The organism is Bordetella ansorpii, assembly GCF_900078705.1.
Taxonomy (GTDB): Bacteria; Pseudomonadota; Gammaproteobacteria; order Burkholderiales; family Burkholderiaceae_B; genus Bordetella; species Bordetella ansorpii_A.
Map to the genome: position 1 here is coordinate 217,645 of NZ_FKIF01000002.1, position 26,410 is coordinate 244,054.

At 67.0% G+C, this 26,410-nt stretch carries 26 protein-coding genes, 2 tRNA genes and 1 pseudogene; 22 read left to right on the plus strand and 7 right to left on the minus strand.

Annotated features, from left to right (window positions below; genetic code table 11):
* Window positions 1-16: 16 nt before the first annotated feature.
* Window positions 17-793: a Nif3-like dinuclear metal center hexameric protein gene (locus A6745_RS04665; protein WP_066124291.1), complete on the plus strand. Its 777-nt coding sequence runs from the start codon at window positions 17-19 to the stop codon at window positions 791-793.
* A 24-nt stretch (window positions 794-817) separates the two neighbouring features.
* Here the strand turns inward: A6745_RS04665 and mscL are convergent, their stop codons facing one another.
* Window positions 818-1,270, minus strand: a complete 453-nt coding sequence (gene mscL, locus A6745_RS04670) for a large conductance mechanosensitive channel protein MscL (protein ID WP_066124294.1) — start codon at window positions 1,268-1,270, stop codon at window positions 818-820.
* Between the two features lie 220 nt (window positions 1,271-1,490).
* Here mscL and petA point away from each other — a divergent pair, with 220 nt between their 5' ends.
* The 6 genes from petA (at window position 1,491) to A6745_RS04700 (ending at window position 5,893) form a co-directional block, all read left to right on the plus strand.
* Complete coding sequence (gene petA / locus A6745_RS04675) at window positions 1,491-2,132, plus strand: ubiquinol-cytochrome c reductase iron-sulfur subunit (RefSeq protein ID WP_066124298.1); 642 nt, start codon at window positions 1,491-1,493, stop codon at window positions 2,130-2,132.
* 71 nt (window positions 2,133-2,203) lie between these two features.
* Entirely contained in the window at window positions 2,204-3,592 is a 1,389-nt protein-coding gene (locus tag A6745_RS04680; protein ID WP_066124300.1) for a cytochrome b, read from the plus strand.
* 23 nt (window positions 3,593-3,615) lie between these two features.
* Window positions 3,616-4,464 (plus strand): cytochrome c1, encoded by an 849-nt coding sequence (locus A6745_RS04685; RefSeq protein WP_066124302.1) that lies wholly within the window; start codon window positions 3,616-3,618, stop codon window positions 4,462-4,464.
* A 161-nt stretch (window positions 4,465-4,625) separates the two neighbouring features.
* The gene (locus A6745_RS04690) at window positions 4,626-5,237 is read left to right on the plus strand and encodes a glutathione S-transferase N-terminal domain-containing protein (protein ID WP_066124305.1); all 612 of its coding nucleotides are present in this window, start codon (window positions 4,626-4,628) and stop codon (window positions 5,235-5,237) included.
* 1 nt (window position 5,238) lies between these two features.
* The gene (locus tag A6745_RS04695) at window positions 5,239-5,727 is read left to right on the plus strand and encodes a ClpXP protease specificity-enhancing factor (protein ID WP_066124310.1); all 489 of its coding nucleotides are present in this window, start codon (window positions 5,239-5,241) and stop codon (window positions 5,725-5,727) included.
* Between the two features lie 90 nt (window positions 5,728-5,817).
* Window positions 5,818-5,893 (plus strand) — tRNA-Thr (locus A6745_RS04700).
* A gap of 128 nt (window positions 5,894-6,021) precedes the next feature.
* Here A6745_RS04700 and A6745_RS04705 read toward each other — a convergent pair.
* Window positions 6,022-6,315, minus strand: a pseudogene (locus A6745_RS04705) (IS630 family transposase); the annotation flags it as partial.
* 14 nt (window positions 6,316-6,329) lie between these two features.
* Between A6745_RS04705 and A6745_RS04710 the strand changes: the two are divergent.
* Window positions 6,330-6,731, plus strand: coding sequence for a Sir2 family NAD-dependent protein deacetylase (locus A6745_RS04710; protein ID WP_066124314.1), 402 nt, complete (start codon window positions 6,330-6,332; stop codon window positions 6,729-6,731).
* Window positions 6,732-6,758: 27 nt separating this feature from the next.
* Window positions 6,759-7,235 (plus strand): type II toxin-antitoxin system RelE/ParE family toxin, encoded by a 477-nt coding sequence (locus A6745_RS27640; RefSeq protein ID WP_082852891.1) that lies wholly within the window; start codon window positions 6,759-6,761, stop codon window positions 7,233-7,235.
* On the opposite strand, the gene A6745_RS04715 is transcribed toward A6745_RS27640, so the two are convergent.
* The gene (locus tag A6745_RS04715) at window positions 7,171-8,046 is read right to left on the minus strand and encodes a LysR substrate-binding domain-containing protein (RefSeq protein ID WP_066124316.1); all 876 of its coding nucleotides are present in this window, start codon (window positions 8,044-8,046) and stop codon (window positions 7,171-7,173) included. The genes A6745_RS27640 and A6745_RS04715 overlap by 65 nt on opposite strands.
* A 201-nt stretch (window positions 8,047-8,247) precedes the next feature.
* On the opposite strand from A6745_RS04715, the gene A6745_RS04720 reads away from it, so the two are divergent.
* The 6 genes from A6745_RS04720 to A6745_RS04745 all read left to right on the plus strand — a co-directional run bounded on the left by A6745_RS04720 (window position 8,248) and on the right by A6745_RS04745 (window position 14,382).
* Window positions 8,248-9,942, plus strand: a complete 1,695-nt coding sequence (locus tag A6745_RS04720) for an acyl-CoA dehydrogenase family protein (protein ID WP_066124318.1) — start codon at window positions 8,248-8,250, stop codon at window positions 9,940-9,942.
* Between the two features lie 139 nt (window positions 9,943-10,081).
* Entirely contained in the window at window positions 10,082-11,065 is a 984-nt protein-coding gene (locus A6745_RS04725) for a Bug family tripartite tricarboxylate transporter substrate binding protein (RefSeq protein ID WP_066124320.1), read from the plus strand.
* 10 nt (window positions 11,066-11,075) lie between these two features.
* Window positions 11,076-12,218, plus strand: a complete 1,143-nt coding sequence (locus A6745_RS04730) for a CaiB/BaiF CoA transferase family protein (protein ID WP_066124322.1) — start codon at window positions 11,076-11,078, stop codon at window positions 12,216-12,218.
* Between the two features lie 91 nt (window positions 12,219-12,309).
* Window positions 12,310-12,385, plus strand: a tRNA-Asn gene (locus A6745_RS04735).
* A 172-nt stretch (window positions 12,386-12,557) separates the two neighbouring features.
* On the plus strand, window positions 12,558-12,950 hold the full coding sequence (locus A6745_RS04740) for a YkvA family protein (RefSeq protein WP_066124324.1): 393 nt from the start codon (window positions 12,558-12,560) through the stop codon (window positions 12,948-12,950).
* On the plus strand, window positions 12,937-14,382 hold the full coding sequence (locus tag A6745_RS04745; RefSeq protein WP_066124326.1) for a DUF2868 domain-containing protein: 1,446 nt from the start codon (window positions 12,937-12,939) through the stop codon (window positions 14,380-14,382). Before A6745_RS04740 ends, A6745_RS04745 begins: the two co-directional genes overlap by 14 nt.
* An 85-nt stretch (window positions 14,383-14,467) precedes the next feature.
* Here A6745_RS04745 and A6745_RS04750 read toward each other — a convergent pair whose 3' ends face one another.
* Window positions 14,468-15,247 carry an AraC family transcriptional regulator gene (locus tag A6745_RS04750; RefSeq protein WP_066124328.1) on the minus strand — a complete coding sequence of 260 codons (780 nt, stop codon included), beginning with the start codon at window positions 15,245-15,247 and terminating at the stop codon, window positions 14,468-14,470.
* 97 nt (window positions 15,248-15,344) lie between these two features.
* On the opposite strand from A6745_RS04750, the gene A6745_RS04755 reads away from it, so the two are divergent.
* On the plus strand, window positions 15,345-15,611 hold the full coding sequence (locus tag A6745_RS04755) for a hypothetical protein (protein ID WP_066124330.1): 267 nt from the start codon (window positions 15,345-15,347) through the stop codon (window positions 15,609-15,611).
* A gap of 55 nt (window positions 15,612-15,666) precedes the next feature.
* The gene (locus A6745_RS04760; protein ID WP_066124332.1) at window positions 15,667-16,440 is read left to right on the plus strand and encodes a helix-turn-helix domain-containing protein; all 774 of its coding nucleotides are present in this window, start codon (window positions 15,667-15,669) and stop codon (window positions 16,438-16,440) included.
* Between the two features lie 169 nt (window positions 16,441-16,609).
* Here A6745_RS04760 and hemF read toward each other — a convergent pair whose 3' ends face one another.
* From hemF to A6745_RS04775, 3 genes are all read right to left on the minus strand, one after another.
* Window positions 16,610-17,530, minus strand: coding sequence for an oxygen-dependent coproporphyrinogen oxidase (hemF, locus tag A6745_RS04765; RefSeq protein WP_066125752.1), 921 nt, complete (start codon window positions 17,528-17,530; stop codon window positions 16,610-16,612).
* A 61-nt stretch (window positions 17,531-17,591) separates the two neighbouring features.
* A complete protein-coding gene (locus A6745_RS04770; protein ID WP_082852893.1) occupies window positions 17,592-18,656 on the minus strand; it encodes a fatty acid desaturase in 1,065 nt (354 codons plus the stop codon).
* Window positions 18,657-18,668: 12 nt separating this feature from the next.
* Entirely contained in the window at window positions 18,669-19,280 is a 612-nt protein-coding gene (locus A6745_RS04775) for an OmpW/AlkL family protein (RefSeq protein WP_066124334.1), read from the minus strand.
* A gap of 110 nt (window positions 19,281-19,390) precedes the next feature.
* Between A6745_RS04775 and A6745_RS04780 the strand changes: the two genes are divergently transcribed.
* From A6745_RS04780 to A6745_RS04800, 5 genes are all read left to right on the plus strand, one after another.
* Window positions 19,391-20,788, plus strand: a complete 1,398-nt coding sequence (locus tag A6745_RS04780) for a GTPase/DUF3482 domain-containing protein (protein WP_066124336.1) — start codon at window positions 19,391-19,393, stop codon at window positions 20,786-20,788.
* A gap of 183 nt (window positions 20,789-20,971) precedes the next feature.
* Window positions 20,972-22,573, plus strand: coding sequence for an ABC transporter substrate-binding protein (locus A6745_RS04785; protein WP_066124338.1), 1,602 nt, complete (start codon window positions 20,972-20,974; stop codon window positions 22,571-22,573).
* A gap of 94 nt (window positions 22,574-22,667) precedes the next feature.
* Window positions 22,668-23,639, plus strand: coding sequence for an ABC transporter permease (locus A6745_RS04790; RefSeq protein ID WP_066124340.1), 972 nt, complete (start codon window positions 22,668-22,670; stop codon window positions 23,637-23,639).
* A 10-nt stretch (window positions 23,640-23,649) separates the two neighbouring features.
* Window positions 23,650-24,570: an ABC transporter permease gene (locus A6745_RS04795; RefSeq protein WP_066124342.1), complete on the plus strand. Its 921-nt coding sequence runs from the start codon at window positions 23,650-23,652 to the stop codon at window positions 24,568-24,570.
* A gap of 10 nt (window positions 24,571-24,580) precedes the next feature.
* Window positions 24,581-26,338, plus strand: a complete 1,758-nt coding sequence (locus A6745_RS04800; protein WP_066124344.1) for a dipeptide ABC transporter ATP-binding protein — start codon at window positions 24,581-24,583, stop codon at window positions 26,336-26,338.
* The last annotated feature ends 72 nt before the right edge of the window (window positions 26,339-26,410 follow it).

A 26,410-nucleotide genomic window follows, 5' to 3' on the forward strand; every position in this document is an offset into this window, starting at 1 on the left:
TCCCCACAGGAACGACATGACGACTACGATCGAGACCCGCGAACTGGCCGCCTGGCTGGACGGCACGCTGCAGGCGGCGCGCTTCAAAGACTACTGCCCCAACGGCCTGCAGGTCGAGGGCCGCGAATGCATAGGCCACATTATCACCGGCGTCACGGCCTCCGAGGCGCTGTTACGCGCCGCGATCGAACGCAATGCCGACGCGGTGCTGGTGCACCACGGGTGGTTCTGGAAGAACGAAGACCCTCGCGTGCGCGGTCCGCGCCGTACCCGCCTGGCCCTGACGCTGGCGCACGGCCTGAACCTGCTCGCCTACCACCTGCCGCTGGACGCCCACCCGCAACTGGGCAACAACGCCCAGTTGGCGCGCGTGCTGGGCCTGGAACCCGAACTGGCCAGCGACCAACCCATTACCTGTGGCCACGACGGCCTGATCTGGCTGGGCCGCGCGCCCGGGCTGAGCACGCTGGGCGAGCTGTCCGCCCGCGTGGCCGAACGCCTGAACCGCGCCCCCCTGACCGTGGGCGACGCGCAACAGCCATTGGGCCGCATTGCGTGGTGCACCGGCGGCGCGCAAGGCATGATGGCGGACGCCGTCGATGCAGGCGCTACCGTCTACATCACCGGCGAAGCCTCGGAACCCACCGTGCACCTGGCGCGCGAGACCGGCACCGGCTTCATCGGGGCGGGCCACCACGCCACGGAACGCTATGGCGTGCAGGCCCTCGGGGAAGCCGTCGCGCGGCAGTTCGGCATCCGCGTCGAATTCGTCGATATCGACAATCCCGTCTGACGCGGCCGCCGGCCGCACCAGCCTTTATTTCCTGAGCAGATCGCGGATCTCGCGCAGCAGCGCGACGTCCTCGGGCGGCGGCACGGGCTTGGCGGGGGCCGGCGCTTCTTCGTGGCGGCGGCGCGCGGCGTTGATGCCGCGGACCATCAGGAAGATCACGAAGGCCAGCAGGATGAAGTTGATGAGGATGGTGAGGAAATTACCCCACGCCAGCACGGTGGCGCCCGCCTTGGTCAGGTCGGCGTAGGTCTGCGGGCCGGTATAGCCCGCCGGCTGGGACAGCACCAGGAACTTGTTCGTGAAGTCGACGGAGCCGCCGACCAAAAAGTTCACCAGCGGCATGATGATGTCTTTCACCATCGAGTCGACGATCTTGCTGAACGCCGCGCCGATGATCACGCCGACCGCGAGGTCGACAACACTGCCCTTGACGGCGAATTCGCGGAATTCGTGGAAAAACCCTTTGGACGAACTCATGCCTGCTCCTAGAGATGACGTGCCTGGAAATGGTACTTCCGGGTTGGCCCAGCAAAGCCCGTGCCTGCCGCGTGAGCGCTTGCCGCCGCATTGTGCTGGATACTGACCCCCCAAAACATATAATATGCGGTTGCTATGGTGTAACACGTGCCAGTACCTAAGTTTGCTGCAAGCCTGATCCAAGTAGAAGAACAGGCGCATCCACGAGGAAGGGAAGACAATGAGTCAGGACACGTTGGTGCACGATGACAACGGCGCAGTGGATCCCACGCTGCCGCCCGACCCATCGCGTCGCTTTTGGGTAACAACCGCCTGTGCGGCCGGCGGCGCCGCCGGCGTCGCCGTCGCCATACCGTTCGTCAGCACATTCGCTCCGTCCGAGCGGGCGCGCGCGGCGGGCGCTCCGGTGGAGGTCGATATCGCGGATCTGGCGCCCGGCCAGATGCGCACGGTCGAATGGCGCGGCAAACCGGTGTGGATCATCCGCCGCACCGAAGACCAGATCAAGGGTCTCGCGTCGCAGGACAGCCTGCTGGCCGATCCCAATTCGGATCGTCCGGGTTTCACCCCCGAATACGCCAAGAACGAAACCCGCTCGCGCAAGCCCGAGCTGTTCGTCTGCGTGGGCATCTGCACCCACCTCGGCTGTTCGCCCACTCCCCACTTCGAAACCGGCGGCGGCGCCGGCATGCCCAGCAGTTGGGAAGGCGGGTTCCTCTGCCCCTGCCATGGTTCGACCTTCGACCTGGCCGGGCGCGTCTATCGCAACAAGCCAGCTCCAGACAATCTGGAAGTTCCCCCTTATCAGTACATGAGCGACACCCGCATCATCGTTGGCGTGGACGAAGAGAACAAGGCGTAGCGCACGGCGCCGTCCCCATCGTCCCCCCCAACGAAAGCATCGCAGTACGCCACGTATAAAAAGGAGCCGTCATGGCTGGCGATAAGATTGTCGAGACAACAGGTTTGCTGGGTTGGATGGACCGGCGCTTTCCGGTCACCGCCACCTGGAAGGCGCATCTTTCCGAGTACTACGCGCCCAAGAATTTCAACTTCTGGTACTTCTTCGGATCGCTGGCGCTGCTGGTGCTGGTCATCCAGATCCTCACCGGCATCTTCCTGGTGATGCACTACAAGCCGGACGCGGCACGCGCATTCGAGTCCGTCGAGTACATCATGCGCGAAGTGCCGTGGGGCTGGCTGGTGCGCTACATGCACTCCACCGGCGCCTCCATGTTCTTCGTGGTGGTCTACCTGCACATGCTGCGCGGCCTGTTCTATGGCTCCTACCGCAAGCCGCGCGAACTGGTCTGGATCTTCGGCGTGGCGATCTTCCTGTGCCTGATGGGCGAAGCGTTCTTCGGCTACCTGCTGCCCTGGGGCCAGATGTCCTACTGGGGCGCGCAGGTCATCGTTAACCTGTTCTCGGCCATCCCCTTCATCGGGCCCGAGCTGTCCATCTGGATCCGCGGCGACTACGTGGTGTCCGACGCCACGCTCAACCGTTTCTTCTCGTTCCACGTCATCGCCATTCCGCTGGTGCTGGTGGGCCTGGTGGCGGCCCACCTGGTGGCGCTGCACGAAGTCGGTTCCAACAATCCCGACGGCGTCGAGATCAAGGACGGGCCGAAGGACAAGTACGGCCGCCCGGCCGACGGCATCCCGTTCCACCCGTTCTACACGGTGCATGACATCATGGGCGTGGCGGGCTTCCTGATCATCTTCGCCGCCATCGTGTTCTTCGCTCCCGAGATGGGCGGGTACTTCCTCGAGTTCAACAACTTCATCCCCGCCGACGCGCTGAAGACCCCGCCGCACATCGCGCCGGTCTGGTACTTCACGCCGTTCTACTCGATGCTGCGCGCCACCACCGACGAGTTCACGTGGGTGCTGGCGGGCGCCGCGGTGCTGGCCGCCGTGGCGCTGTTCGTGCGCGGCGGACTGAAAGGGCTCTGGCGCGTCGCGATCCCGGCCGTCCTGATCGTGGTCGCGGTCCTGCTGCGCGTCATCGACGCCAAGTTCTGGGGCGTGGTGGCCATGGGTGGCGCGGTCGTGATCCTGTTCTTCCTGCCGTGGCTGGATCACTCGCCGGTCAAGTCGATCCGCTACCGCCCCACGTGGCACAAGTGCTTCTACGGGGTGTTCATCGTCAACTTCCTGATCATGGGATACCTGGGCACGCAGCCGCCCAGCGACGCGTTCAACCTGATGTCGCAAGCCGGCACGCTGATCTACCTGGGCTTCTTCCTGCTGATGCCCGTGTGGAGCCGCATGGGCACCTTCAAGCCCGTGCCCGCGCGCGTCACCTTCCACGCCCACTGAGCCCACGACAGGACGAAACGACCATGATCAAGAAGCTGATCGGTGCCGTCGCGTTGATGCTGACGTGCACCGCCCCCTACGCCGCCCAAAGCGGCTATCACCTGGAGAAGGCGCCGGATCGCATCAACGACCTGGCCGCCCTGCAGAACGGCGCCAAGCTGTTCGTCAACTACTGCCTGAACTGCCATAGCGCGAACTCCATGCGCTACAACAAGCTGACGGAAATCGGACTGACCGACGAACAGATCAAGGCCAACCTGCTGTTCACCGGCGATAAGGTCGGCGACCTGATGCACATCGCCATGACGCCGGCGGACGCCAAGCGCTGGTTCGGCACCACGCCGCCCGACCTGTCCGTCATCGCCCGCGCCAAGTCGATCAACGCCGGCCCCACGGGCGCCGACTACATCTATACCTACTTGCGCACCTTCTACCGGGACAGCAGCAAGGCCAGCGGCTGGAACAACCTGGTCTTCCCCAACGTGGGCATGCCACACGTGCTGTGGGAGCGCCAGGGCCCGCGCGAACTGACCACCGTGGCCATGCACGAGACCGAGGGCAAGGACGGCGCCCACGCCTGGGAACGCGTCACCACCGTGTACGATGCGCAGGGCTTCGCCACCGCCAAGGCCGAGCCCGTGGCCGATTTCCACGGCCATGCCAGCGTCGAGACCCGTTTCAAGTCCCTCAACCCAGCCCAGGCGGCCGCCTACGACCGGGACATGGCGGACCTGACCGGTTTCATGTCCTGGATGGCCGAACCGGCCCAACGGCAGCGCCGCGAACTGGGGGTCTGGGTGCTGCTTTTCCTGGGCGTTTTCTTCGTGATCGCGTGGCGTTTGAACGCGTCCTACTGGAAACACGTACGCTAAATCTGCTAAAACATCCGGTTTGGCACAATTCGGCGCCGCCCCGCCGGGGCTCGCGCCGCCGGATCGACTGGGGAAAACCCTTCTCCAAGCCTGGAATTCCGGGCCAGCGACCGCTAGACTAGGCCGCTGGCCTTTCGCTTTTCATACAAGGACTTACCACCATGATGGTGCTCTACTCCGGGACCACGTGCCCCTTTTCGCAACGCTGCCGCTTCGTGCTTTTCGAAAAGGGCATGGATTTCGAGATCCGGGACATCGACCTGTACAACAAGCCCGAGGACATCTCGGTCATGAACCCGTACGGCCAGGTGCCCATCCTGGTCGAGCGCGATCTGGTCCTGTACGAGTCGAACATCATCAACGAGTATATCGACGAGCGCTTCCCGCACCCGCAACTGATGCCGGCCGATCCGGTCATGCGCGCGCGCACCCGCCTGTTCCTGTACAACTTCGAGAAAGAGCTGTTCGTCCACGTCTCGGCGCTGGAAGACCGCTCGGCCAAGCCCGACGACAAGAAGATGGTCGTCGCCCGCCAGAACATCCGCGACCGCCTGGCCCAGCTCGCCCCCATGCTGCTGAAGAACAAGTACATGCTGGGCGAAGAGTTCTCGATGCTGGACGTGGCCGTGGCGCCGCTGCTGTGGCGCCTGGACCACTACGGCATCGAACTGCCGAAGAACGCCGCCCCCATCCAGAAGTACGCCGAGCGCATCTTCTCGCGTCCGGCCTACATCGAAGCGCTGACCCCGTCCGAAAAGGTCATGCGTCGCTGATATGGGCGAAACGTCGACCAAACCCTACCTGATCCGGGCGTTGCACGAATGGTGCACCGACAACGGCTACACCCCGTACCTCACCGTCCAGGTCGATGCGCATACGCTGGTTCCGCTGGCGCACGTGCGCGACGGCCAGATCACACTGAACGTGGGCACGCTGGCCACGAACAAGCTGGTGCTGGGCAACGAGTTCATCGAGTTCCAGGCCCGCTTCAGCGGCGTCACGGAAAACGTGCTGGTGCCGGTCTCGAACGTCAGCGCGATCTATGCGCGCGAGACGGGCGCCGGCATGGGCTTCGAGGTGCAGCCGTACGAGCCGTCCGAGGCAGCGGCCGGGGAAGAAGACACGGGGGCGGCGTCGGCATCCGCCTCGGCAGCCCTGTCGTCGGTGCCGCAGTCCGACGCGACGGCCGTGCAGGCTTCCGATGACGATACGCCCGACGGCGACGAGCCCAACAAGCGCCCGCGCCTGACGATCGTGAAGTGACCGCTGGATGACACCGCCGCCGCATGACTGCGGTGGCGTGTTTCCCATACAATGCAGTCCCCTCGCCGCGTGCAATGCGTGGCGGGTAGTGCCGGTGTAGCTCAGTTGGTAGAGCAGCTCACTTGTAATGAGAAGGTCGAGGGTTCGATTCCTTTCACCGGCACCACTTTAGTGTCCACTGAAGTCCAGGACAGCACATCAAACCCGCACCAGCTATGGCTATGCGGGTTTTTTATCGTCCAACAGAGTCTCAGACAGTCTATTCCCAGATACCGACACCTAGTGTCCCGTCTGTCTAATGTAGTCATGCGTACGCCGCTCGATTTGCCCAGGCCGCAACGCCAGCATGGGTTGAGTGCGATCCAGCGCCTGGATCTGCGTCTTCTCATCGACCGAGAGCACGACCGCGTTGTCCGGCGGGTTCATGTACAGACCCACGACATCGACCACCTTCTCGGCAAAGTCAGGGTCGTTGCTGATCTTGAAGTTTTGCAGCCGATGCGGCTTCAGGTCGGCTGCCTGCCAGACCTGCCGCACCTGGTGGATGGTGGTGCCGGCGTACCGGGCCATGAGCCGCAGGCTCCAATGGGCATCGCCTGGCCTTGTACCGCAACACCGAACCGCATGACGGCTTCGGCATCCTGCGGCGCTGGATCGAAGCCAGCCCATTGGGCGGGGCAGTCTTCACCAGCAACGTCGATGGGCACTTCCAAAAGGCCGGCTTCGACGAGGGACTGCTGCTGGAATGCCACGGCTCAATCCATCATCTGCAATGCCAGGCGCGATGCCCCTCCGGCATCTGGTCGGCACAGACCGTCCAGCCCGATGTGGACCTCGACCACTGCTTGCTGCGCGGCCTGCCACCCAGTTGTCCGCACTGCGGCGGGCTTGCCCGGCCAAGCATCCTGATGTTCGATGCATGGATTGACCCGACTGCCTCCCTCAAGAATCCGGCAATAAAAAGCAGACTTTGCCCCGAAGCGTTTGACATCAGCATTGCCTAAACGTAAACAAAGTGTTTACAACAGACCATGATCTTGTCATTCCAGCACCGGGGACTGAAACGGTTCTTCGACACAGGTAGCGTGGCGGGCAGCCCACCCCATCATGCCGACAAGCTGCGGGAACTACTGACCGCGCTGAATGCCGCCAATACCCCTGCCGACTTGGCCCGCCCGAGCTGGCGCTATCACATGCTGACTGGCAAGCAGAAGGGCTTTGCGTCACTGACGGTCAACGGCAATTGGCACCTCATCTTCCGCTGGCAGGGACAGGACCTGTGCGATACCGTCGCCGCCATCCCCACCATCGCCCGCATCCCCGGCTTGTGCCGGCCAGCCGCACGGGCACGATTCGAACGAGGTGCGCGCTCGCCCCGTGCAGACCGAATCCGATGCGAACGTCCGGTCGGGCACGCCATGATGCCTTGGGCCATTCGCCCATTCAGCACGCGGGGAAGGCGTCCAGCAGGCGCTCGACCATGGCCTTGTCGGCATCGCGCCGGCTGACGCCATAGGATTCGGACCGGGCGGACCCTCCCGCCAACGGCCGGAATACGGCCCCGCCCAGCGCCGAGCGTTCCAGCGCCTTGGGCACCAGGGCCACGCCCAGCCCCTGGGACACCAACGACACCACGGCCAGCCAGTGCCGAACCTCGTGCCGCACGTCCGGCCGGAACCCCGCTTCGGCACAGATCGACAGGACCCTGTCGTGATAATCCGGCGACACGCTGTGTGCGAACAGCACCAGCGGTTCAGAGGCGAGGTCGGCGGGTTTCACCGAGCGCCTGCCCGCCAGGCGATGCTTTTCGGGCAGGCAACACACGAACGGTTCGGACAGCAACAGCCGGCTTTCCAGTCCGTCCGGCAGGCGGCTGGTGTGCACGAATCCCACGTCCAGGCGATCCTGCATCAGTTCGGTGATCTGCTCACCGGAATTCAGTTCCGTCAGCGTGATCCGCACCCCCGGATAACGCGCCTGGAAGCTGCGCAGCGCCTGGGGCAGGCCCCGGTACAGCATTGCCCCCACGAAGCCGATGCGCAGTCGCCCGGCCAGTCCCGCCGCCGCATCTCGCGCCCCCAGCGCCGCCTCTTCGGCCTGCGCCAGAATCTTGCGTGCGGAGGCCCGCAGTGCGCGGCCCGCGGCCGTCAGCCGCACTTCCTTGTTGTTGCGCTCGAACAGCCGCGCGCCGACGCTGTCTTCCAACTGCTTGATGGCCACCGACAGCGGCGGCTGCGAGATCGACAGACGAGCCGCGGCCCGGCCGAAGTGCAGCTCTTCGGCCAGCGCGGAAAAGTAGCGCAGGTGGCGCAGTTCCATCGGCAGGACTCCAGGAGAGTGGCGCGACGCATGGCGAAAGCGCCCGCGGCGGGCCGGTGCGGAACGCCATGAAATCGGGCCTGGCCGGCCCCAACGATTCGCCAAACAGATCGTACAAAACTAAATCAATATTGGATACCTATCATCCGCATCCCTAGAATGACCGGAAAAAGCAGTCATAAGCCATAAGGAGACCACGGCATGTCCGACACCGCCCCGCACCCCGTGCCCGATCGCCGCGGCGAGAACTTCTACACCACCGACCGCGAACTGCGGCAACTGCTGCCGCTGTACCTGCCGGCCGACCTGCTGGCGCACATGACGCCGCACCTGGCCCGGCTGGGCGAGCTGGCGGGCGGGCACCTGGACAAACTGGCCAGCACGGCCGACCACCATCCGCCCACGCTGCAGTACCGGTCGCGCAGCGGCCTGGACGAGCAGCGCGTACTGAAGCATCCCGCGTACGTCGAGATGGAGCGGCTGGCCTTCAGCGAGTTCGGCCTGGGCGCGATGTCGCATCGCGAAGAAACGCTGGGCTGGCGCGGCAAGATGCCGCCCGCCGTGAAGTACGCGCTGACGTTCCTGTTCGTGCAGTCGGAATTCGGCCTGTGCTGCCCGGTGTCGATGACGGATTCGCTGACGCGCACGCTGCGCAAGTTCGGCGACCCCGAACTGGTCAAGCGCTATCTGCCGCGCCTGACCTCGCTGGATTTCGACGAACTGGCCCAGGGCGCCATGTTCATGACCGAGCAGGGCGCGGGGTCGGACATCGCCACCACGGCCACCGAAGCGCGCCGCGATGCGGACGGCAACTGGCGGCTGTACGGAGACAAGTGGTTCTGCTCGAATCCCGACGCCGAGTTCGCGATGGTGCTGGCCCGTCCCGACGATGCGCCGGCGGGCATGAAAGGCATCTCGCTGTTCCTGCTGCCGCGCCATCTGGATGACGGCAGCGTCAACGCCTATCGCATCATCCGCCTGAAGGACAAACTGGGCACGCGCTCGATGGCCAGCGGCGAGATCCGCCTGGAAGGCGCGGTGGCCTATCTGGTGGGCGAACCGGGCCGGGGCTTCGTGCAGATGGCCGACATGGTCAACAACTCGCGCCTGTCGAACGGCGTGCGCGCGGCGGGCCTGATGCGGCGCGCCGTCGCCGAAGCGGAATTCGTGGCGCGCGAGCGCCGCGCCTTCGGCAAGCCGCTGCAAGATATGCCGCTGATGCGCCGCCAGTTGGACAAGCTGCGCGTGCCCGCCGAGCAGGCGCGCACGATGGTGTTCCAGACGGCGCAGGCGCTGGCGCGCTCGGACGCCGGCGAACCCGACGCGTATGCGCTGCTGCGCATCCTGACGCCGCTGATCAAGTTCCGCGCCTGCCGCGATGCGCGCAAGGTGACGGGCGACGCGATGGAAGTGCGCGGCGGCTGCGGCTACATCGAGGAATGGAGCGATCCGCGCCTGCTGCGCGACGCGCATCTGGGCTCGATCTGGGAAGGCACCAGCAACATCGTGGCGCTGGACGTGATCCGCGCGATCAAGCGCGAAGGCTCGCTGCCGGTGCTGCGCGCGCATCTGGCCGGGCTGCTCGATGACGCCGATCTGGCGCCAGCGTTCACGCAGGCGCTGCGCGGCGCACTGGATGGCGCCAGCGCCCTGGCCGAGACGGCGGCGCGTGAAGGCGGCGATGCACTGGCCCGCCAGGCCGCATCGGCGCTTTATCACTGCACCAGCAGCATCGCGATGGCGTGGGAGGCCTCGCGCACCGGCTCGGCCGACCGGCTGCGCTGGGCACAGCTGACGCTGTGCCATCGCGTGCTGCCGCGCGATCCGTTGCAGCCGGACGATCTGCCCGAAGCCTGGACGAGCGGCACGCCGCAATCCGCGCAGAGCCTCGCCTGACATCCGCATGGCGATGCCGGCGCCTGCAGAGCCGCCGGCATCGCCGTGAACCACCGTTTTACCCACCACCAGAACAGCATCGCGACGCGCCGGCCCATCGGCCCGCGCGGCCTGCGACATGCACAAAGGAGACAACCCCATGCACAAGCGAATCTTCCTGTCCGCGCTGGCCGCGGCCCTCGTATCCGCCGCGGCGGCGCCGCTGGCGCAGGCCGCCGAAGCGTTTCCGTCCAAGCCGCTGATGCTGGTGGTTCCCTACCCGCCCGGCGGCCCCACCGATGCGATGGCCCGCACGCTGGCGGCCGAGATCTCGAATTTCATCAGCCAGCCCATGATCGTGGAGAACCGCGCGGGCGCCAATGGCAACATCGGCGCCGAGTACGTGGCGCGCGCCACGCCCGACGGCTATACGCTGATGTTCGGCACCTCCGGCCCGCTTGCCATCAACAGCAGCCTGTACAGCAACCTGAACTACGACCCGGTCAAGAGCTACACCCCGGTGGTGAACGTGGGCTACCTGCCCAACATCCTGCTGGTGAACCCCAGCGTGCCGGCCAAGACGGTGCCCGGACTCGTGGCCTACTCGAAATCGCATCCGGGCAAGCTGACGTTCGCCTCTTCGGGCAGCGGCGCGTCGTCGCACCTGGCGGGCGTGATGTTCAACGGCATCGCGGGCACGGACATCCTGCACGTACCGTACAAGGGCACGGGGCCCGCCCTGACCGACCTGCTGGGCGGCCACGTCACCATGAGCTTCACCGACGTGCTGACGGCCAAGCCCTATGTGGAGAACGGCAGGCTGCGCGCGCTGGGCGTGACCACCGCCAAACGATCGCAGGCGCTGCCCGACGTGCCCACGGTGGCCGAACAGGGCTATGCCGGCTACGACGTCAGCGTGTTCTTCGGCATCGTGGCCCCGGCCGGTACGCCCGACGACCGCGTGCAGGTGCTGAACAAGGCCTTCGTGCAGGCCCTGAACTCCGACAAAGTGAAAGCGCTGTTCGCCGCGCAAGGCCTGGAATCCGCCGCGGACCACAGCCCGCAGGCGCTGGGCAGGTTCATCGCGCAGGAGAAGGCCAAGTGGAAAACGGTGGTCGAGAAGTCGGGCGCGCAAGTCAACTGAGGAACACGGCATGAGCAGTGCAATCAACATGGGCTCGCTGGCCGGGCTGCGCGTGCTGGACCTGTCGCGCATCCTGGGCGGCCCTTATTGCGGGCAGATCCTGGGCGATCACGGCGCCGACGTGCTGAAGGTCGAACCGCCGCAGGGCGACGACACCCGCACGTGGGGGCCGCCGTTTCGCGACGGGGTGGCATCCTACTACTTCGGTTTGAACCGCAACAAGCGCGTGCAGCACCTGGACCTGACGACCGGGCCCGACCGCGAGCGCCTGCTCGAACTGATCGGCCAGGCCGACGTGCTGCTGGAGAACTTCAAGATCGGCACCATGGAACGCTGGGGCCTGGGCTACGAGACGCTGTCGCAGCGCTTTCCACGCCTGATCTGGTGCCGTGTGTCGGGCTTCGGCGCCGATGGCCCCCTGGGCGCGCTGCCGGGCTACGACGCGGCCATCCAGGCGATGAGCGGCCTCATGAGCGTCAACGGCGAAGCCGGTGGAGAGCCCCTGCGCGTGGGGCTGCCGGTGGTGGACATGGTGACGGGGCTGAACGCCGTGATCGGCATCCTGCTGGCCTTGAATGAACGGCAACGCAGCGGACAGGGGCAGTTCGTCGAGGCCGCGCTGTACGACAGCGGCCTGTCGCTGCTGCATCCGCATGCGGCCAACTGGTTCATGGACGGACGCGAGCCTGCGCGCACGGGCAATGCGCATCCCAACATTTATCCGTACGACACGTTCCGCACGGGCACCGAGCCGCTGTTCCTGGCGGTGGGCAACGACCGCCAGTTCGCCAGCCTGTGCGGCGTGCTGGGCCAGCCGGCGCTGGCGCGGGACGAGCGCTTCATCAGCGCGGGCGGGCGGTCGACGAACCGGACCGCGCTGAAGGCCGCGCTGGAAGCCGCGCTGGCGGACTTCGAGGCCGAGAGCCTGGTGCGGCAGTTGATGGCCGCCAACGTGCCGGCCGCGCCTGTCCTGCCCGTGGACGCCGCGCTGAACCATCCCCACACGGCGCACCGCGAGATGGTGGTCGAGATGGGCGAGCACTATCGCGGCCTGGCATCGCCCGTGAAACTGGGCCGCACGCCGGCCACCTACCGGCACGCCCCGCTGACGCCAGGCCAGGATTTCGATCCGCTGCCCGAGGAATCCGTGTGACGCGAAGACAACAAAGCGACTTCGGGAAGTTCTGAAATCCGGACGCGCATGCACACCTTCGTTTTTTCGTGCATAATCGCGGTCCTCTTGATCCCTGATAGCTCAGTCGGTAGAGCGACGGACTGTTAATCCGCAGGTCACTGGTTCGAATCCAGTTCGGGGAGCCAAAGCATTCAGCAAGAACGACGGCCTTCTGGTGGCGACACCATTTGGCCGTTTTTCTTTTGCCCGCCGCGGCGGCTCGCGGCAGGGGAACGTCCCCGGCATCCGGCACTCCAATAGGCATCTACAATAGTAGGCCGCCCAAGCGGCGCCGCCGTTCTGCCAGGAATGCCCATCATGCCGCCTGTCGACACCGCCTCGTACGAAAACGCTTATTCCGAGCGCCGTTTCTGGCGCAAGCTGGGCGGCCAGGCCTCTGCCGCCGGACGCCAGGCGCTGGAGAAGGCGCTGTGGCTGTACTACGCCGCGCAAAGCCCGGACACGCCCAAATGGGCGCGCCGCACCATCTACGGCGCCCTGGGCTATTTCGTGCTGCCGCTGGATGCCATTCCCGATTTCGCGCCGCTGGTGGGCTATACGGACGACCTGACCGTGATGGCCGCGGCGCTCACCGCCGTGGCCTTCGCCATCGACGACAAGGTCAAGCAACGCGCCAACGACACGCTGGCGCGCTGGATGGGCGGCAAGCCTCTCCCCGAGGGCGCTGTCCATAAAGATGCCGCCATCTGACGCAGTCCGGCCAGCAGAAGTCCTGGCTGACGAAGCCCGACAGGAAGAAGGCACCGCCTCGCACTGGCTGGCCGAGGCCGTCCGGCTGCGCGAGGCGCACTGGGGCCCGCTGGAAGATGCCGACGCCGTGCGACAGGCCCGCCTGGCGGGTGGCACGCTGACCTCCCGCATCCTGCTGCGCGCGCGCCTGCTGGCGCGCCGCGAAGGCCTGGACGCGCTGGTGGGCCGCTGGCGCCAGGGCGCGGCCCTCACCTTCATCCTGCTGGTGCTGGCCACCCTGCTGGCCGGCGCCGGCGCCGCGCTGGGCGCCCTGGGTGACGGTAGCCGTCCCGTCAACGTGCTGTGGGCCGCCGGCGCGCTGCTGGGCCTGCATGCGCTGATGTTCGTGCTGTGGGCAAGCACTTTCGCGATCCGCCGGAGCGGCGCCACCGGCTTGGGCCGGCTGTGGCTGTGGACAACCCGAAAGCTGGCGCGCGGCCCCGACTCCGCACTGGTGCCGCAGGCGCTGTTGAACCTGCTGGCCCGCGCGGGCGCGCTGCGCTGGCTGTTCGGCGCGGTCAGCCACCTGCTGTGGCTGGCGGCGCTGTGCGCCGCGCTGGCCGTGCTGCTGGCCATGCTGTCCACCGCCAGCTACCGCTTCGTCTGGGCCACCACGCTGCTGCAGCCCGAGGCCTTCGTGGGCCTGGTGGCCGGGCTGGGATGGCTGCCGGCCCAGTTCGGCTTTGCCGCGCCAGATCCGGCCGTGGTGCGGGCCAGCGATGGCATGCAGGCCCTGCCCGCCGGCGCGCAGGCGCAATGGGCCGTGTGGCTGCTGGGCCAGGTGGTGTGCTACGGCATCGTGCCGCGCCTGCTGGCGGGCCTGGGCTGCGTCATCATGGCCGCCCGCGCGCTGCGCCGCCTGCGCATCGACACCCAACTGCCGGGCTACACGGCCCTGCGGGACCGCCTGCGGCCGCCCACCGAATCCATCGGCCTGGATCGACCCTCCGGGCCGTTGCGCACGCCGGCCGTGGTCGCCGCGCAGGCCTTGCCCGATCTGTCCGGCCAGGCGGTGCTGGCCGGCGTCGAACTGCCGCCCGGCTCGCCATGGCCGCCGGCCGCGCTGCCCGCGCAGGCCCACGACGCCGGCATCCTGGACACGCGCGAGCAGCGCAACGCCCTGCTGGACACGCTGGCGCGCACGGCCGCGCCCCGCCTGCTGCTGGCCTGCGATGCGCACCAGACCCCCGACCGGGGCACGCTGGCGCTGATCGCGGACCTGTCCGGCAAGGCCGCTCGGACGCGCGTCTGGCTGTCGGCCGGCTTCAATGAAAACGCGGGCATGGACCGCTCGGCCACCTGGCGCGCTCGCCTCCAGGAAGCAGGATTGCCGCCCGATGCCATCGTGGCCGACGCCGACGCCCCGCTGACCTGGCTGGAGACCACCCACTGACGGCGGCGTGGACGCGCGGGGCATGGCCCCCCTGGCCAGGACTGGCGTGCGTCGCGCCGGCATGGCACTGAAGCCCGCTACGGAGTCAGAGTCCCGGGTAGCGCCCCGGCGTCGTGCCGAAGGTACGCCGGAACAATGCGATGAACGCGCTGACGCTCTCGTAGCCCAGGTCCAGCGCCACGGCGGTCACGGCGTTGCCCGCCGCCAGCAGCTCCAGGGCGCGCAGCAGGCGCACGCGCTGGCGCCATGCCGTAAAACTGAATCCGGTCTCGCTGACGAACCGCCGCATCAGGGTGCGCGGGGCCAGGCCGGCCCATTGCGCCCAATCCCCCAGCGGGCGCGCGTCATCGGGAGCATCGCACAAGGCTTGCGCGATCCGCCGCAGGCGGGCATCGCGCGGCATGGGCAGGCCCAGCGCCTCATGCGGCAAGGTGCGGATCTCGTCGAGCACCACACCCCCCAGCCGGTGCTGCGCCGCATCCAGTGCATCGCTGCCCGCGGGCCAGGCCGCCACGCGGACGACGGCTTCGCGCAACAGGCCCGAAACCGCGAGAATGCAGGGCGCCTGGGGCAGGCCGCCGCACGCGTGCGGCGCCACATAGACGCTCCACCCCGCGAACGGCCCGTGCGAACGCAGGCCGTGGGCCACGTCCGGCGGAATCCATACGGCATGCGTGGCCGGCACGACCCACTGGCCATCGCCCGCCGCCACCGACAGCAGACCGCGTGTCGCGCCCAGCAACTGGCCCCGTGCGTGATGGTGAGAGGCAGTAATGCGCGGCACGCCTTCCTGCCAAAGCGCGGCCACGATGAAGGGGCCACCGGTGGCTGAAGCCTGCCCGGACGTGATGGCGGGAACCTGCATGAATGGCATATTCGAGCTATTGAATGGCCTTTATAGCGCAGCCAGGCCAAACGGATCCGCCTAAAGTGGCAGTCATCACTTATCCACAGGCCCCCTCATGCGCGCCGAAGACCTCCTCCCCGATCACGCCAACCACGTCGAACGCGACGGCGTCGCCATCCGCAAGGGCAGCGTCGGCGCGTTTCTCATCAACGCTCGCGCCTGGAGCGATCCCGGCACGAGCGCCACCGATCGCAAGGCAGCGCAACGCGATATCCTGGAAGCGCTGCCCGCATTACGCGCGCTGGGCCTGTTCGACGTCCTGTCCATTGCCGACCCCGCCCTGCGCCGCCTGGTCGACGAGCAAGAAAAACAACAGTCCTGAGGACGAAATCGCCAAACCTTGCTCTGGATCAAATACCCCTACTATAAATAGGGGTATGATGGTGACGACTCAGCGCCCGACACAGGCTTTCGCCATGCTTCCCCTGACCCTCTCCTCTTGCCCTGGCGCCGCCCCGCGGTCGGCCGATCCCGTTGCGTGCTCGAACTGCGCGCTGCGCGACGTCTGCATGCCCGATGACCTGACGCCGGCGGACTTCGAGCGCCTGGACGCGCTGGTCTGCGCCTCGCGCAAGGTCTCGCGCGGCGAGACGCTGTACCGCCAGGGCGATGCCTTCCGCAACCTGTACGCGATCAAGGCCGGCGCCTTCAAGACGGTGGTCACGCTGCGCGACGGCCGCGAACAGATCACGGGCTTTCACATCGCGGGCGAGCCGCTGGGCCTGGACGGCATCCACGCCAGCGAGCACACCGCCGACGCCGTGGCGCTGGAAGACGGCATGCTGTGCATCATCCCCTACGGCCGCCTGGAACGCCTGTGCGGCGAGATGCGCGCCATGCAGCGCCACCTGCATCGCCTGATGAGCGGCGAAATCGTGCGCGCCTCGCAACTGATGGCCTTGCTGGGCAGCATGCGAGCCGAGGAACGCGTATCGGCCTTCCTGCTCAACCTCTCGCAACGGCTGCGCGCGGTGCGCCATGCCGACATGGAATTCAAGCTGCGCATGTCGCGCGAAGAGATCGGCAGCTACCTCGGCATGAAGCTGGAAACCGTCAGCCGCATGCTGTCGCGCTTCCAGGACGAGAAGCTGATCGAGGTGCGCGGCAAGCTGATCCGCATCCTCGACGCGGACCGGCTGCAGCGCGTCTGAGCGCGTGGCGCCGCATCGACGAAACGGGTCAGGTCCCGGCGCCGCAAGCGGTGTGCGCCAGAGCACGGAGAAGCCGCGGCGCTGCTGGCCTTCCCGTTATCCAGGCAGGCCCGGGACACGGTGAAGAAGACCGGACTGGGCCCGATCTCCCCGCCCGGAACCCGCGCGCTCAGCGCCCGCCTACCAGCCAGTCGCGCCGCACCAGGAAGTCGGCGTACAGGCGCGCCTCGGCCGAGTCCGGCTCGGGCTGCCAGGCATAGCGCCACGTGGCGGAGGGCGGCATCGACATCAGGATCGACTCGGTGCGCCCGCCGCTTTGCAGGCCGAACAGCGTGCCGCGGTCCAGCACCAGGTTGAACTCGACGTACCGGCCACGCCGGTAGGCCTGGAAGTCGCGTTCGCGCTGGCCATACGGCGTGTCGCGGCGCAGTTTGGCAATGGGCAGGTACGCTCCCAGGAATGCATCGCCCACGCTGCGCACCATGGCGAAGTCGTCGTCGAAACCCAGTTCGCAGAAGTCGTCGAAGAAGATGCCGCCGACGCCGCGCGGTTCGCCACGATGCGGAAGATAGAAATAGTCGTCGCACCACAGCTTGAAGCTGCGGTAGAGATCCGCGCCGTACGGCAGCAAGGCATCGCGGCAGGCGCGGTGGAAATGCCGCGCATCGTCCTCGAAGCCATAGTGCGGCGTCAGGTCCATGCCGCCGCCGAACCACCACACCGCAGGATGGCCCTTGGCTTGCGCGCAGAACAGCCGCACGTTCATGTGCACCGTCGGGCAGTATGGATTGCGCGGATGCAGCACCAGCGACACGCCCATGGCCTCGAAGGCGCGGCCGGCCAGGTGCGAACGGCCCGCGCTGGCCGAGGGCGGCAGCGCATCGCCATGCACGTGCGAAAAATTCACGCCGCCGCGCTCGAAGAACTGGCCGTCCTCGATCACGCACGAGCGGCCCTGGCCACGCAGGGCCTCGCCCGCCGGACGCGCCCATTCGTCGACCTCGAAACGCTCGCCGTCGAATTCGGAAAGCGCGGCGACGATGCGTTGCTGCAGGTCGACCAGATAGCCGCGCACGGCCAGCACGTCGATCGTCTCGTTCGCGGTGCTGTCGAAGGGAGTGATGCGCCGGCTCGCCGCGTGGTAAGCCTGTTCAGGTAGTGGGAATGCCATGGAAGTCGGTCCATTGATGAGTACGAAGGTCGTACAGCTTGCAGCGCCGGGCGGTGTCCAGGTACCAGCGCAGCGAGAAGGGCTGGATGACGATGCGGTCCGGCAGCATGTGCTCCAGCGTGCGCTGTGCCGTGCCCAGGCGGTACAGCGGAATGCTCATGTCCACGTGATGCGCGGTGTGCTCCATGATGTGATGCAGCATGGCGCCGAACCGCCAAGGGAAAGTCAGGTGCACGGTGGTGGAGACGAAGGGCTGCGCCTGGCCCCACGCCGTGCGGTCGTCGTACCAGCCCACGCGCACGTGCGTATGATGGGCGTACAGCACGAACCCCACCAACGAGCACCACACGCAGAACGGCAGCGCCACGGCCAGGGCCAGCATCAACGGCACGGACTGGTCCGTCGCCACCGCCACCCAGCACACCAGGCCGATCACGACCGCGCCGAACGCCGCGACCAGCAGGCAATCGCGCAGGAACACCGGACGCCGCGTGGGCATCGACGCCCGGCTGGGAAAGAACAGCCGCCGCCACCAGATCTCGATGCCGTAATACAGCCCCGGCGCCCAACCGCTGCGATAGATGCGTTCCATCCATCGGCGCGGCCGCGACAGCGCGTCGAACTCGGCCTGCGTCAGCGGCGCCCAGACGAAGTCGAAGCCCTTCAGGTTGGTATAGCCGTGGTGCACCACGTTGTGCCCCACTTCCCACAGGCTGTAGGGCGTGAGCGACGGCAGGAAGGCGATACGGCCCACCCACCGGTTCAGGCGGCGCGACGGCGTCAGGCTCTGATGGCAGGCATCATGGGCAATGATGAAGAGGCGGCCGATGACCAGGCCCGCGGCAACCCCGCAGAGAAGTTTCACCATCACGCTGCCGGCCAGCACCACGCCGGCCAGCGCGGCCGCCAGCATCGCGTAGTCGAGCATCAGCAACAGCACCGGATATGCGTAGGAGCGCGTCACCAGTGGCGCCAGCCGGTCGCGCAGCACCTTTCGATGCGGCAACGGGGCGTCCGGCGGAATCGGATCGCAGGAATGCTTCATCACGAATCGACCTCAGAAGCGCCGGCCGATGCCCACGCCGACCAGCCACGGGTCGATCTTCAGCGTGCCGAGCGACGCGCCGGCCAGCGAGGCGTCGGTACGGATCCACAGCTTCTTCACGTCCACGTTCATGAACCAGTCGTCGTCCAGGCCGATGTCCATACCGAGCTGCAGCGCGGGACCGAAGCTGTCGCGGTCGATGCGCACGCGCTGCCCTCCCGCGGACAGGCTGTTGTCATAGAAACGCGTGTAGTTGATGCCCGCGCCCACGTACGGACGGAACTGGCCGTCCGGATTGAAGTGATATTGCAGCGTCAGCGTGGGCGGAAGCAGGCTGACCTTGCCCAGGCTGCCCGCGTTGGAGGTCACGCGGTGGCGCGTGACGCCCAGGATCAGTTCCGCGCCGATGTGGTCCGTGAACATGTAGGTCAGGTCCAGTTCGGGCACGGTCGACTGCTTGACACCCACGTCCAGCGCCGACAAGGTATTGTTGGTCGACGCGTCCGGCGCGATGTGCAGGGCACGCAGACGGACCAGGACGTCGCCTTCGGCGGCCAGGGTATTGCCGCCGGCCAAAGCCAACAGGGCGGCGACGCAGGCTATTCTGATGCTCTTCATGTTCATGATTACGCTCTCGTTGAGGATGCAGCCATCATTCCACCGGCGCCCATGCGGCGCCTTGCGGCAGATCAAGTTTTCCGCGCGCGGCCGGCGCGCGCGCCCGGACGTCCGCCATGGCTGAGGCGCAGTTGAAGATCGCGGTGGTGGGCCACACCAACACCGGCAAGACCTCGCTGCTGCGCACGCTGACGCGCGATCCCGCGTTCGGGCAGGTGGCCGATGCGCCGGGCACCACGCGCCACGTCGAGGGGGTGCGTCTGGCCGCGGGCGAGGACGCCACGGTCGAGTGGTACGACACCCCGGGCATGGAAGACAGCATCGCGCTGCTGGAGTACCTGGAGCGCCTGGACGAGCCGGGCCAGCGGCGGGACGGCCCGGCCCGCGTGCACCGTTTCCTGGATTCTCCCGAAGCAAAAGGCCGCTTCGAGCAGGAGGCGCGCGTGCTGGCCAAGCTGCTGGACTGCGACGCGGCGCTGTACGTCATCGACGCGCGCGATCCTGTGCTGGGCAAGCATCGCGACGAACTGGCGCTGCTGGCCGCCTGCGGCAGGCCGCTGCTGCCGGTGCTGAACTTCGTGCAGGCGCCCGCGCACCGCGCCCAGGGCTGGCGCGACGCCATGTCGCGCCTGGGCCTGCATGCCGTGCTGGAGTTCGACACGGTGGCGCCGCCCCTGGACGGCGAAGCGCGCCTGTATGGACGCCTGGCCATGCTGCTGCACCAGCATGCGGACCTGCTCGAGCGCATCGCCAAGACCCTGTCGCAACAGCGCCAGCAGCGCCGCATGGATGCCTGCCGCGTATCGGCCGACCTGCTGATCGATGCCGCCGCCTTGCGGCTGACGGTCGCCGGTGAACCCGATGCCGTGGCCGCAGCCACGGACACCTTGCGCGAGCAGGTGCGCCTGCGCGAACAGGCCGCTTCGCAGGCGCTGCTGGCCCTGTACAACTTCCGTCCCGGCGACTACGCCGCCGACACGCTGCCGCTATCCGGCGAACGCTGGCGCATGGACCTGTTCCATCCCCAGGCCCTGAAGGACATGGGCGTGCGGCTGGGCGTGGGCGCCGCCGCGGGCGCCATGGCCGGCGCGGCGGTGGACCTGGCGGTGGGGGGACTGAGCCTGGGCGCGGGCATGCTGCTGGGCGCGGCCGCCGGCGGCGTGTGGCAAGGCGTAGGCCAGCTCGGCCAGCGCATGGCCGGCCGGCTGCGCGGCCATCGTGAACTCAGCGTCGACGACGCCGTGCTGCGCCTGCTGGCGCTTCGGCAGCGGCAGCTCATCCAGGCGCTGGAACGCCGTGGCCATGCGGCGCGCGAACCGGTGCGCCTGGACCAGCCCGCCGACGAAGCGTGGCGCCGCGCGGCCTTGCCCGACGCCATCGCGGAGGCACGCAGCCGGCCCGCGTGGTCCGCGCTGAATGAGCATCACGAAGACGACGAGCGCCGCAAGCTGAAGCTGGCCGAACTCGCCCGGCACATGGCGCGGGACATGGAGCAGGCCGCGCCAACCGAGTGATAACCCCAATCCAAATTGATTGATGCTTAAACGTAAGATGCGACGTACACCGGAGCGGCCTGCCAGGCCGGGCCTCCGGATTTGCTGGATGAGCCAAGCCCCGTCCTGATGAACGCGATCGGGGAAACGGGGCCCTGTCAGTTCTGACGCGCCATCGCGCGCACCGTACGGAGCACTAGGGCTATGCGCATCACACCCGCAGTAAAGATCTCGGCATTGGCCCTGGCCTTCGCGGCCTCGGCATTCGCATCGGGCGTCGACGCCCGTACGCTGCGCTGGGCCTATCAGGGCGACGCCACGTCGCTGGACCCGATGGCGCTGAACGAAACCTTCACGCTGGGCTTCCAGGGCAACATCTACGAAACGCTGGCCGGCTATGACGGCAACCTGAAACTGGTGCCCGTGCTGGCCGAAAGCTGGACTAACCCCGAGCCCACCAAGTGGATCTTCAAGCTGCGCCAGGGCGTCAAGTTCCATGACGGCTCTCCGTTCACCGCCGACGACGTCATCTTCTCGTGGAAGCGCAGCCTGACGCCGGGCTCGGACATGAAAGGCTACGGCGCCAAGGCCAAGGAAGTGCGCAAGATCGACGACTACACCGTCGAGGTCATCACGCCCACGCCCAATCCCATCCTGCCGCGCGAGTGGTCCTTCCTGTACATGATGAGCAAGTCGTGGGCCGAGAAGAACAACGCCACGGAAGCCACCAACGTCAAGGGCGGGCAGGGCAACTACGCCAACCTGCACGCCAACGGCACCGGCCCCTTCATGCTGGTCGAGCGCCAGCCCGACGTGAAGACGGTGTTGAAGCGCTTCCCCGGCTACTGGGACAAGAAGGTCAAGACCAACGTCGACGAAGTCATCTTCCAGCCCATCGCGCAGGAAGCCACGCGCGTGGCCGCGCTGATCTCGGGCGAGATGGACATCGTGCAGCCGGTGCCCGTGCAGGACTGGCAGCGCCTGGAAGACGCCCCCGGCGTGAAGCCGCTGACCGCCCCCGAGGCGCGCGCCATCTTCATCGGCATGGACCAGGCGCGCGACGAACTGCTGTACTCCGACGTGAAGGGCAAGAACCCCTTCAAGGATCCCAAGGTGCGCGAGGCCGTGGTGCTGGCGGTGGACACCGCCGCCATCAACGCCAAGATCATGCGCGGCGCGGCCAAGCCGCTGGGCTCGCTGGTGGCCACCTCCATCAACGGCTACGCCGATTCGTACGGCGCCCCGATCAAGCCCGATCCCGAACGCGCCAAGAAGCTGCTGGCCGAAGCCGGCTATCCCAAGGGCTTCACGGTGACGCTGGACTGCCCCAATGACCGCTACGTCAATGACGAGAAGGTCTGCCAGGCCGTGGCCGGCATGCTGGCGCGCGTGGGCATCAAGATCAACCTGCTGGCGCAGAGCAAGTCCAAGTACTTCGCCAAGGTGCTGCTGCAGGCCGGCAACGAGACCAGCATGTACATGCTGGGCTGGACGCCCAGTTCCACCGACGCCCACAACGTGCTGCTGAATCTGGCGGCCTGCCGCGACTCGAAGACCGCCAGCGGCCAGTTCAACCTGGGCGGCTACTGCAACAAGGAAGTCGACGCGCTGACCGCCAAGGTCGGCACCGAGACCGACCAGGCCAAGCGCAACGAGATGATCAAGCAGGCCTTCGAGATCGTGCGCAAGGACTTCGGCTATCTGCCGCTGCACCAGCAGCCCATGTCGTGGGGCGTGAAGGACAACATCCAGGTCATCCAGCGCGCCGACGACGTGCTCGACCTGCGCAACGTCGTGATGCCCTGACGCCGCGTTCGCGCGCAGCGGCCGGCGCGCCGCCGCGCGCGGGTGACTTCTTCAACCCGCGCCCTGCGGCGCACGGCCCCGAGGCCCTCCGCACATGCTTTCCTTCATCGCGCGACGACTGCTGCAGTCGCTGATCGTCATGCTGGTGGTCGCGCTGATCGCCTTCTCGATGTTCCGCTACGTGGGCGATCCCATCGCCGGCATGGTGGGCCAGGACACCACGCAAGCCCAGCGCGCCCAGCTGCGCGCCGACCTGGGGCTGAACGATCCCTTTCCCGTGCAGTTCGCCCGCTTCGTGGGCGACGCGCTCGAAGGCGACTTCGGCATCTCGTATCGCCAGCGACGGCCCGTGAGCGAACTGATCGAAGAACGCCTGCCCGCCACGCTGGAACTGTCCTTCGTCTCGGCCCTGATGGCGCTGGCCTTCGGCATTCCCATGGGCATCTACACCGCGTTGCGCCGCCGCGGCGTGTTGGCCAAGACCTTCATGGCGCTATCGCTGGCGGGCATTTCCCTGCCCACCTTCCTGATCGGCATCCTGCTGATCCTGGTGTTCGGCGTGCAACTGCGCTGGCTGCCCAGCTTCGGGCGCGGCGAGGTGATCGCGATTGGCGGATGGACCACGGGCCTGCTGACACCATCCGGCCTGGCCGCGCTGGTCATGCCGGCCATCACGCTGGCGCTGTTCCAGATGACGCTGATCATGCGGCTGGTGCGCGCCGAGATGCTGGAAGTGCTGCGCACCGACTTCATCAAGTTCGCCCGCGCGCGCGGCCTGCCCGAGCGGCTGATCAATTTCCGCCACGCGCTGAAGAACACCATGGTGCCCGTCATCACCATCACCGGCCTGCAGCTGGGATCGATCATCGCTTTCTCCATCATCACCGAGACCGTGTTCCAGTGGCCGGGCATGGGCCTGCTGTTCATCCAGGCCATCGGCGCCGTGGACATCCCGGTGATGGCCGCGTACCTCGTGCTGATCGCCTTGTTCTTCGTATTGATCAACCTGATCGTGGACCTGCTGTACTTTGCCGTCGACCCGCGACTGCGCGTGCAGAGCCGTTAAAAGGACGCGCATGAGCCTCACCCTGCTGTTTTCCCGCGCCGCCGACAGTGACCTCTGGTACAGCTTCCGGCGCTCGCCCGGCGCGATCGTGTCGGCCGTGGTCACTTTAGTGATCGTGGCCGGCGCCGTGCTGGCGCCCTTCGTGGCGCCGCACAATCCGTTCGACCTGGCCTCGCTGAGCATCATGGATGCGAATACCCCGCCCTCATGGAACGCCGAGGGCAACGCCGCCTTCCTGCTGGGCACCGACGACCAGGGCCGCGACGTGTTCTCGGCCATCCTGTACGGCGCGCGCGTCTCGCTGACGGTGGGCGTGGCCTCGGTGCTGTTCGCCATGGTGCTGGGCGTATCGCTGGGCCTGATCAGCGGCTATGCCGGCGGCCGCGTCGACAGCCTCATCATGCGTATCGCCGACGTGCAGCTGTCGTTCCCGGCCATCCTGATCGCGCTGCTGATCGACGGCGTGGCCCGCGGCCTGCTGCCGCGCGACATGCACGACCAATTGGCGATGTACGTGCTGATCTTCGCCATCGGCATCTCGGGCTGGGTGCAGTACGCGCGCACGGTTCGGGGCTCCACGCTGGTCGAGCGCAACAAGGAATACGTGCAGGCCGCCAGGCTGATCGGCATCGGCCCCTTCACCATCCTGCGCCGCCATATCCTGCCCAACGTGATGGGGCCGGTGCTGGTGATCGCCACCATCCACCTGGCCGTGGCCATCATCACCGAGGCCACGCTGTCGTTCCTGGGCGTCGGCGTGCCGCCCACCGCGCCCTCGCTGGGCACGCTGATCCGCATCGGCAACAGCTACCTGTTCTCGGGCATGTGGTGGATCTCGATCTTTCCCGGCGTGGCGCTGGTGGCCCTGGTGCTGTCGGTGAACCTGCTGGGCGACTGGCTGCGCGACGCGCTCAACCCCAAGCTGCGCTGAGGACGACGCCATGGCCTTGCTAGACATCGACGCCATCCGCATCGAGTTCCCCAGCCGCCGCGGCAATCACGTCGCGGTGGACGGCATCTCGCTATCGCTGGAACCCGGCGAAATCCTCGGCGTGGTGGGAGAGTCCGGCGCGGGCAAATCCACCATCGGCAACGCCGTCATCGGCCTGCTGGAGGCGCCCGGCAAGCTGACCGACGGCCAGGTGCGCCTGGAAGGCCAGCGCATCGACGCGTTGCCGCCGCACGAACAGCGCAAGGTGCGTGGCCGCCGTATCGGCATGATCTTCCAGGATCCGCTGACCTCGCTCGACCCCTTGCAGACCGTGGAAAGCCAACTGGTCGAGACCATGCAGGTGCACCTGGGCGTGTCGCCGGCCGATGGCCGCCGCCGCGCCGTCGCGCTGTTGCAGCAGGTAGGCATCGACAATCCCGAGCTGCGCGTGAAACAGTACCCGCACCAGTTCTCGGGCGGCATGCGGCAGCGCGTGGTGATCGCGCTGGCGCTGTGCTGCGAGCCCGAAGTCATCATCGCCGACGAGCCCACCACCGCGCTGGATGTTTCCATCCAGGCACAGATCCTCGACCTGCTGCGCAAACTATGCAAAGAGAAGCAGGTGGGCATGATCATCATCACGCACGACATGGGCGTGATCGCGGACGTGACCGACCGCGTCGCGGTGCTGTACCGCGGCCGCCTGGTCGAACAGGGGCCCACTGCCAAAATCCTCGGCGATCCCGACCACCCCTACACGCGCAGCCTGATCTCGGCCGTGCCCCGGCCCGACGTGAAACTGCGGCGCTTTCCGCTGGTGACCTACATCGAGGACGTGCGCACGCCCGCCGCCCCGCTGGACATCGCCACGCACTGGCTGGGCCAGAAGCGGGATTTCGGCGCCTCGCAGGGCGGCGTACCGCTGGTGCGGGCGCAAGGCCTGGGCATGCGCTTCGTGCTGCGCAACGCGTTTCTCAAGCGCAACCGCCGCACGCTCGATGCCGTCAAGCAGGTGGACCTGTCCATCGCCGAGGGCGAGGTGTTCGGCCTGGTGGGCGAATCGGGGTCGGGCAAGTCGACGGTGGCGCGGCTGATCTCGGGCCTGTACACCCCCAGCAGCGGCTCGGTCACTTTCGCCGGCACCAACCTGACGGCGCTACGCGGCGAGAAGGCCCTGAATCCATTCCGCCGCCAGATCCAGATGGTGTTCCAGGATCCGTATTCCTCGGTGAACCCGCGCATGCGGGTGCTGGACATCGTGGCCGAGCCCATCCGCTTCCACAAACTGGCCGACAGCGAAGCCCAGGCACGCCGCATCGTGGCCGACCTGCTGGACGTGGTCGGCCTGGGCGCACAGGCCGCGCAGCGCTATCCCCACGAGTTCTCCGGCGGCCAGCGCCAACGTATCTGCATCGCCCGCGCGCTGGCCACCCGGCCGCGCTTCCTGATCTGCGACGAACCCACCTCCGCGCTGGACGTCTCCATCCAGGCGCAGATCCTGAATCTGCTGAAAGACCTGCAGGAGCAACTGCGGCTGACCATGCTGTTCATCAGCCACGACCTGCCCGTGATCCGCCAGATGTGCGACCGCGTCGGGGTGATGCGGCACGGACAGTTGCTGGAAGTGGCGGATACCGAGACGCTGTTCCGCACCCCGCGGCACGAATACTCGAAGCATCTGCTGGGTTTGATGCCGAAACTGCAGGTGATGTCGCGGCAGGGGTTGGAGATCGAGGCGGGTGGACAGGCGCAAGAAGTTGCCTTCTAGCGACACCTGGTTGCACACGTGACACCATTACGTCACTAAAGGATCAGCTACAATGCGCCGCGTGCTATCCCA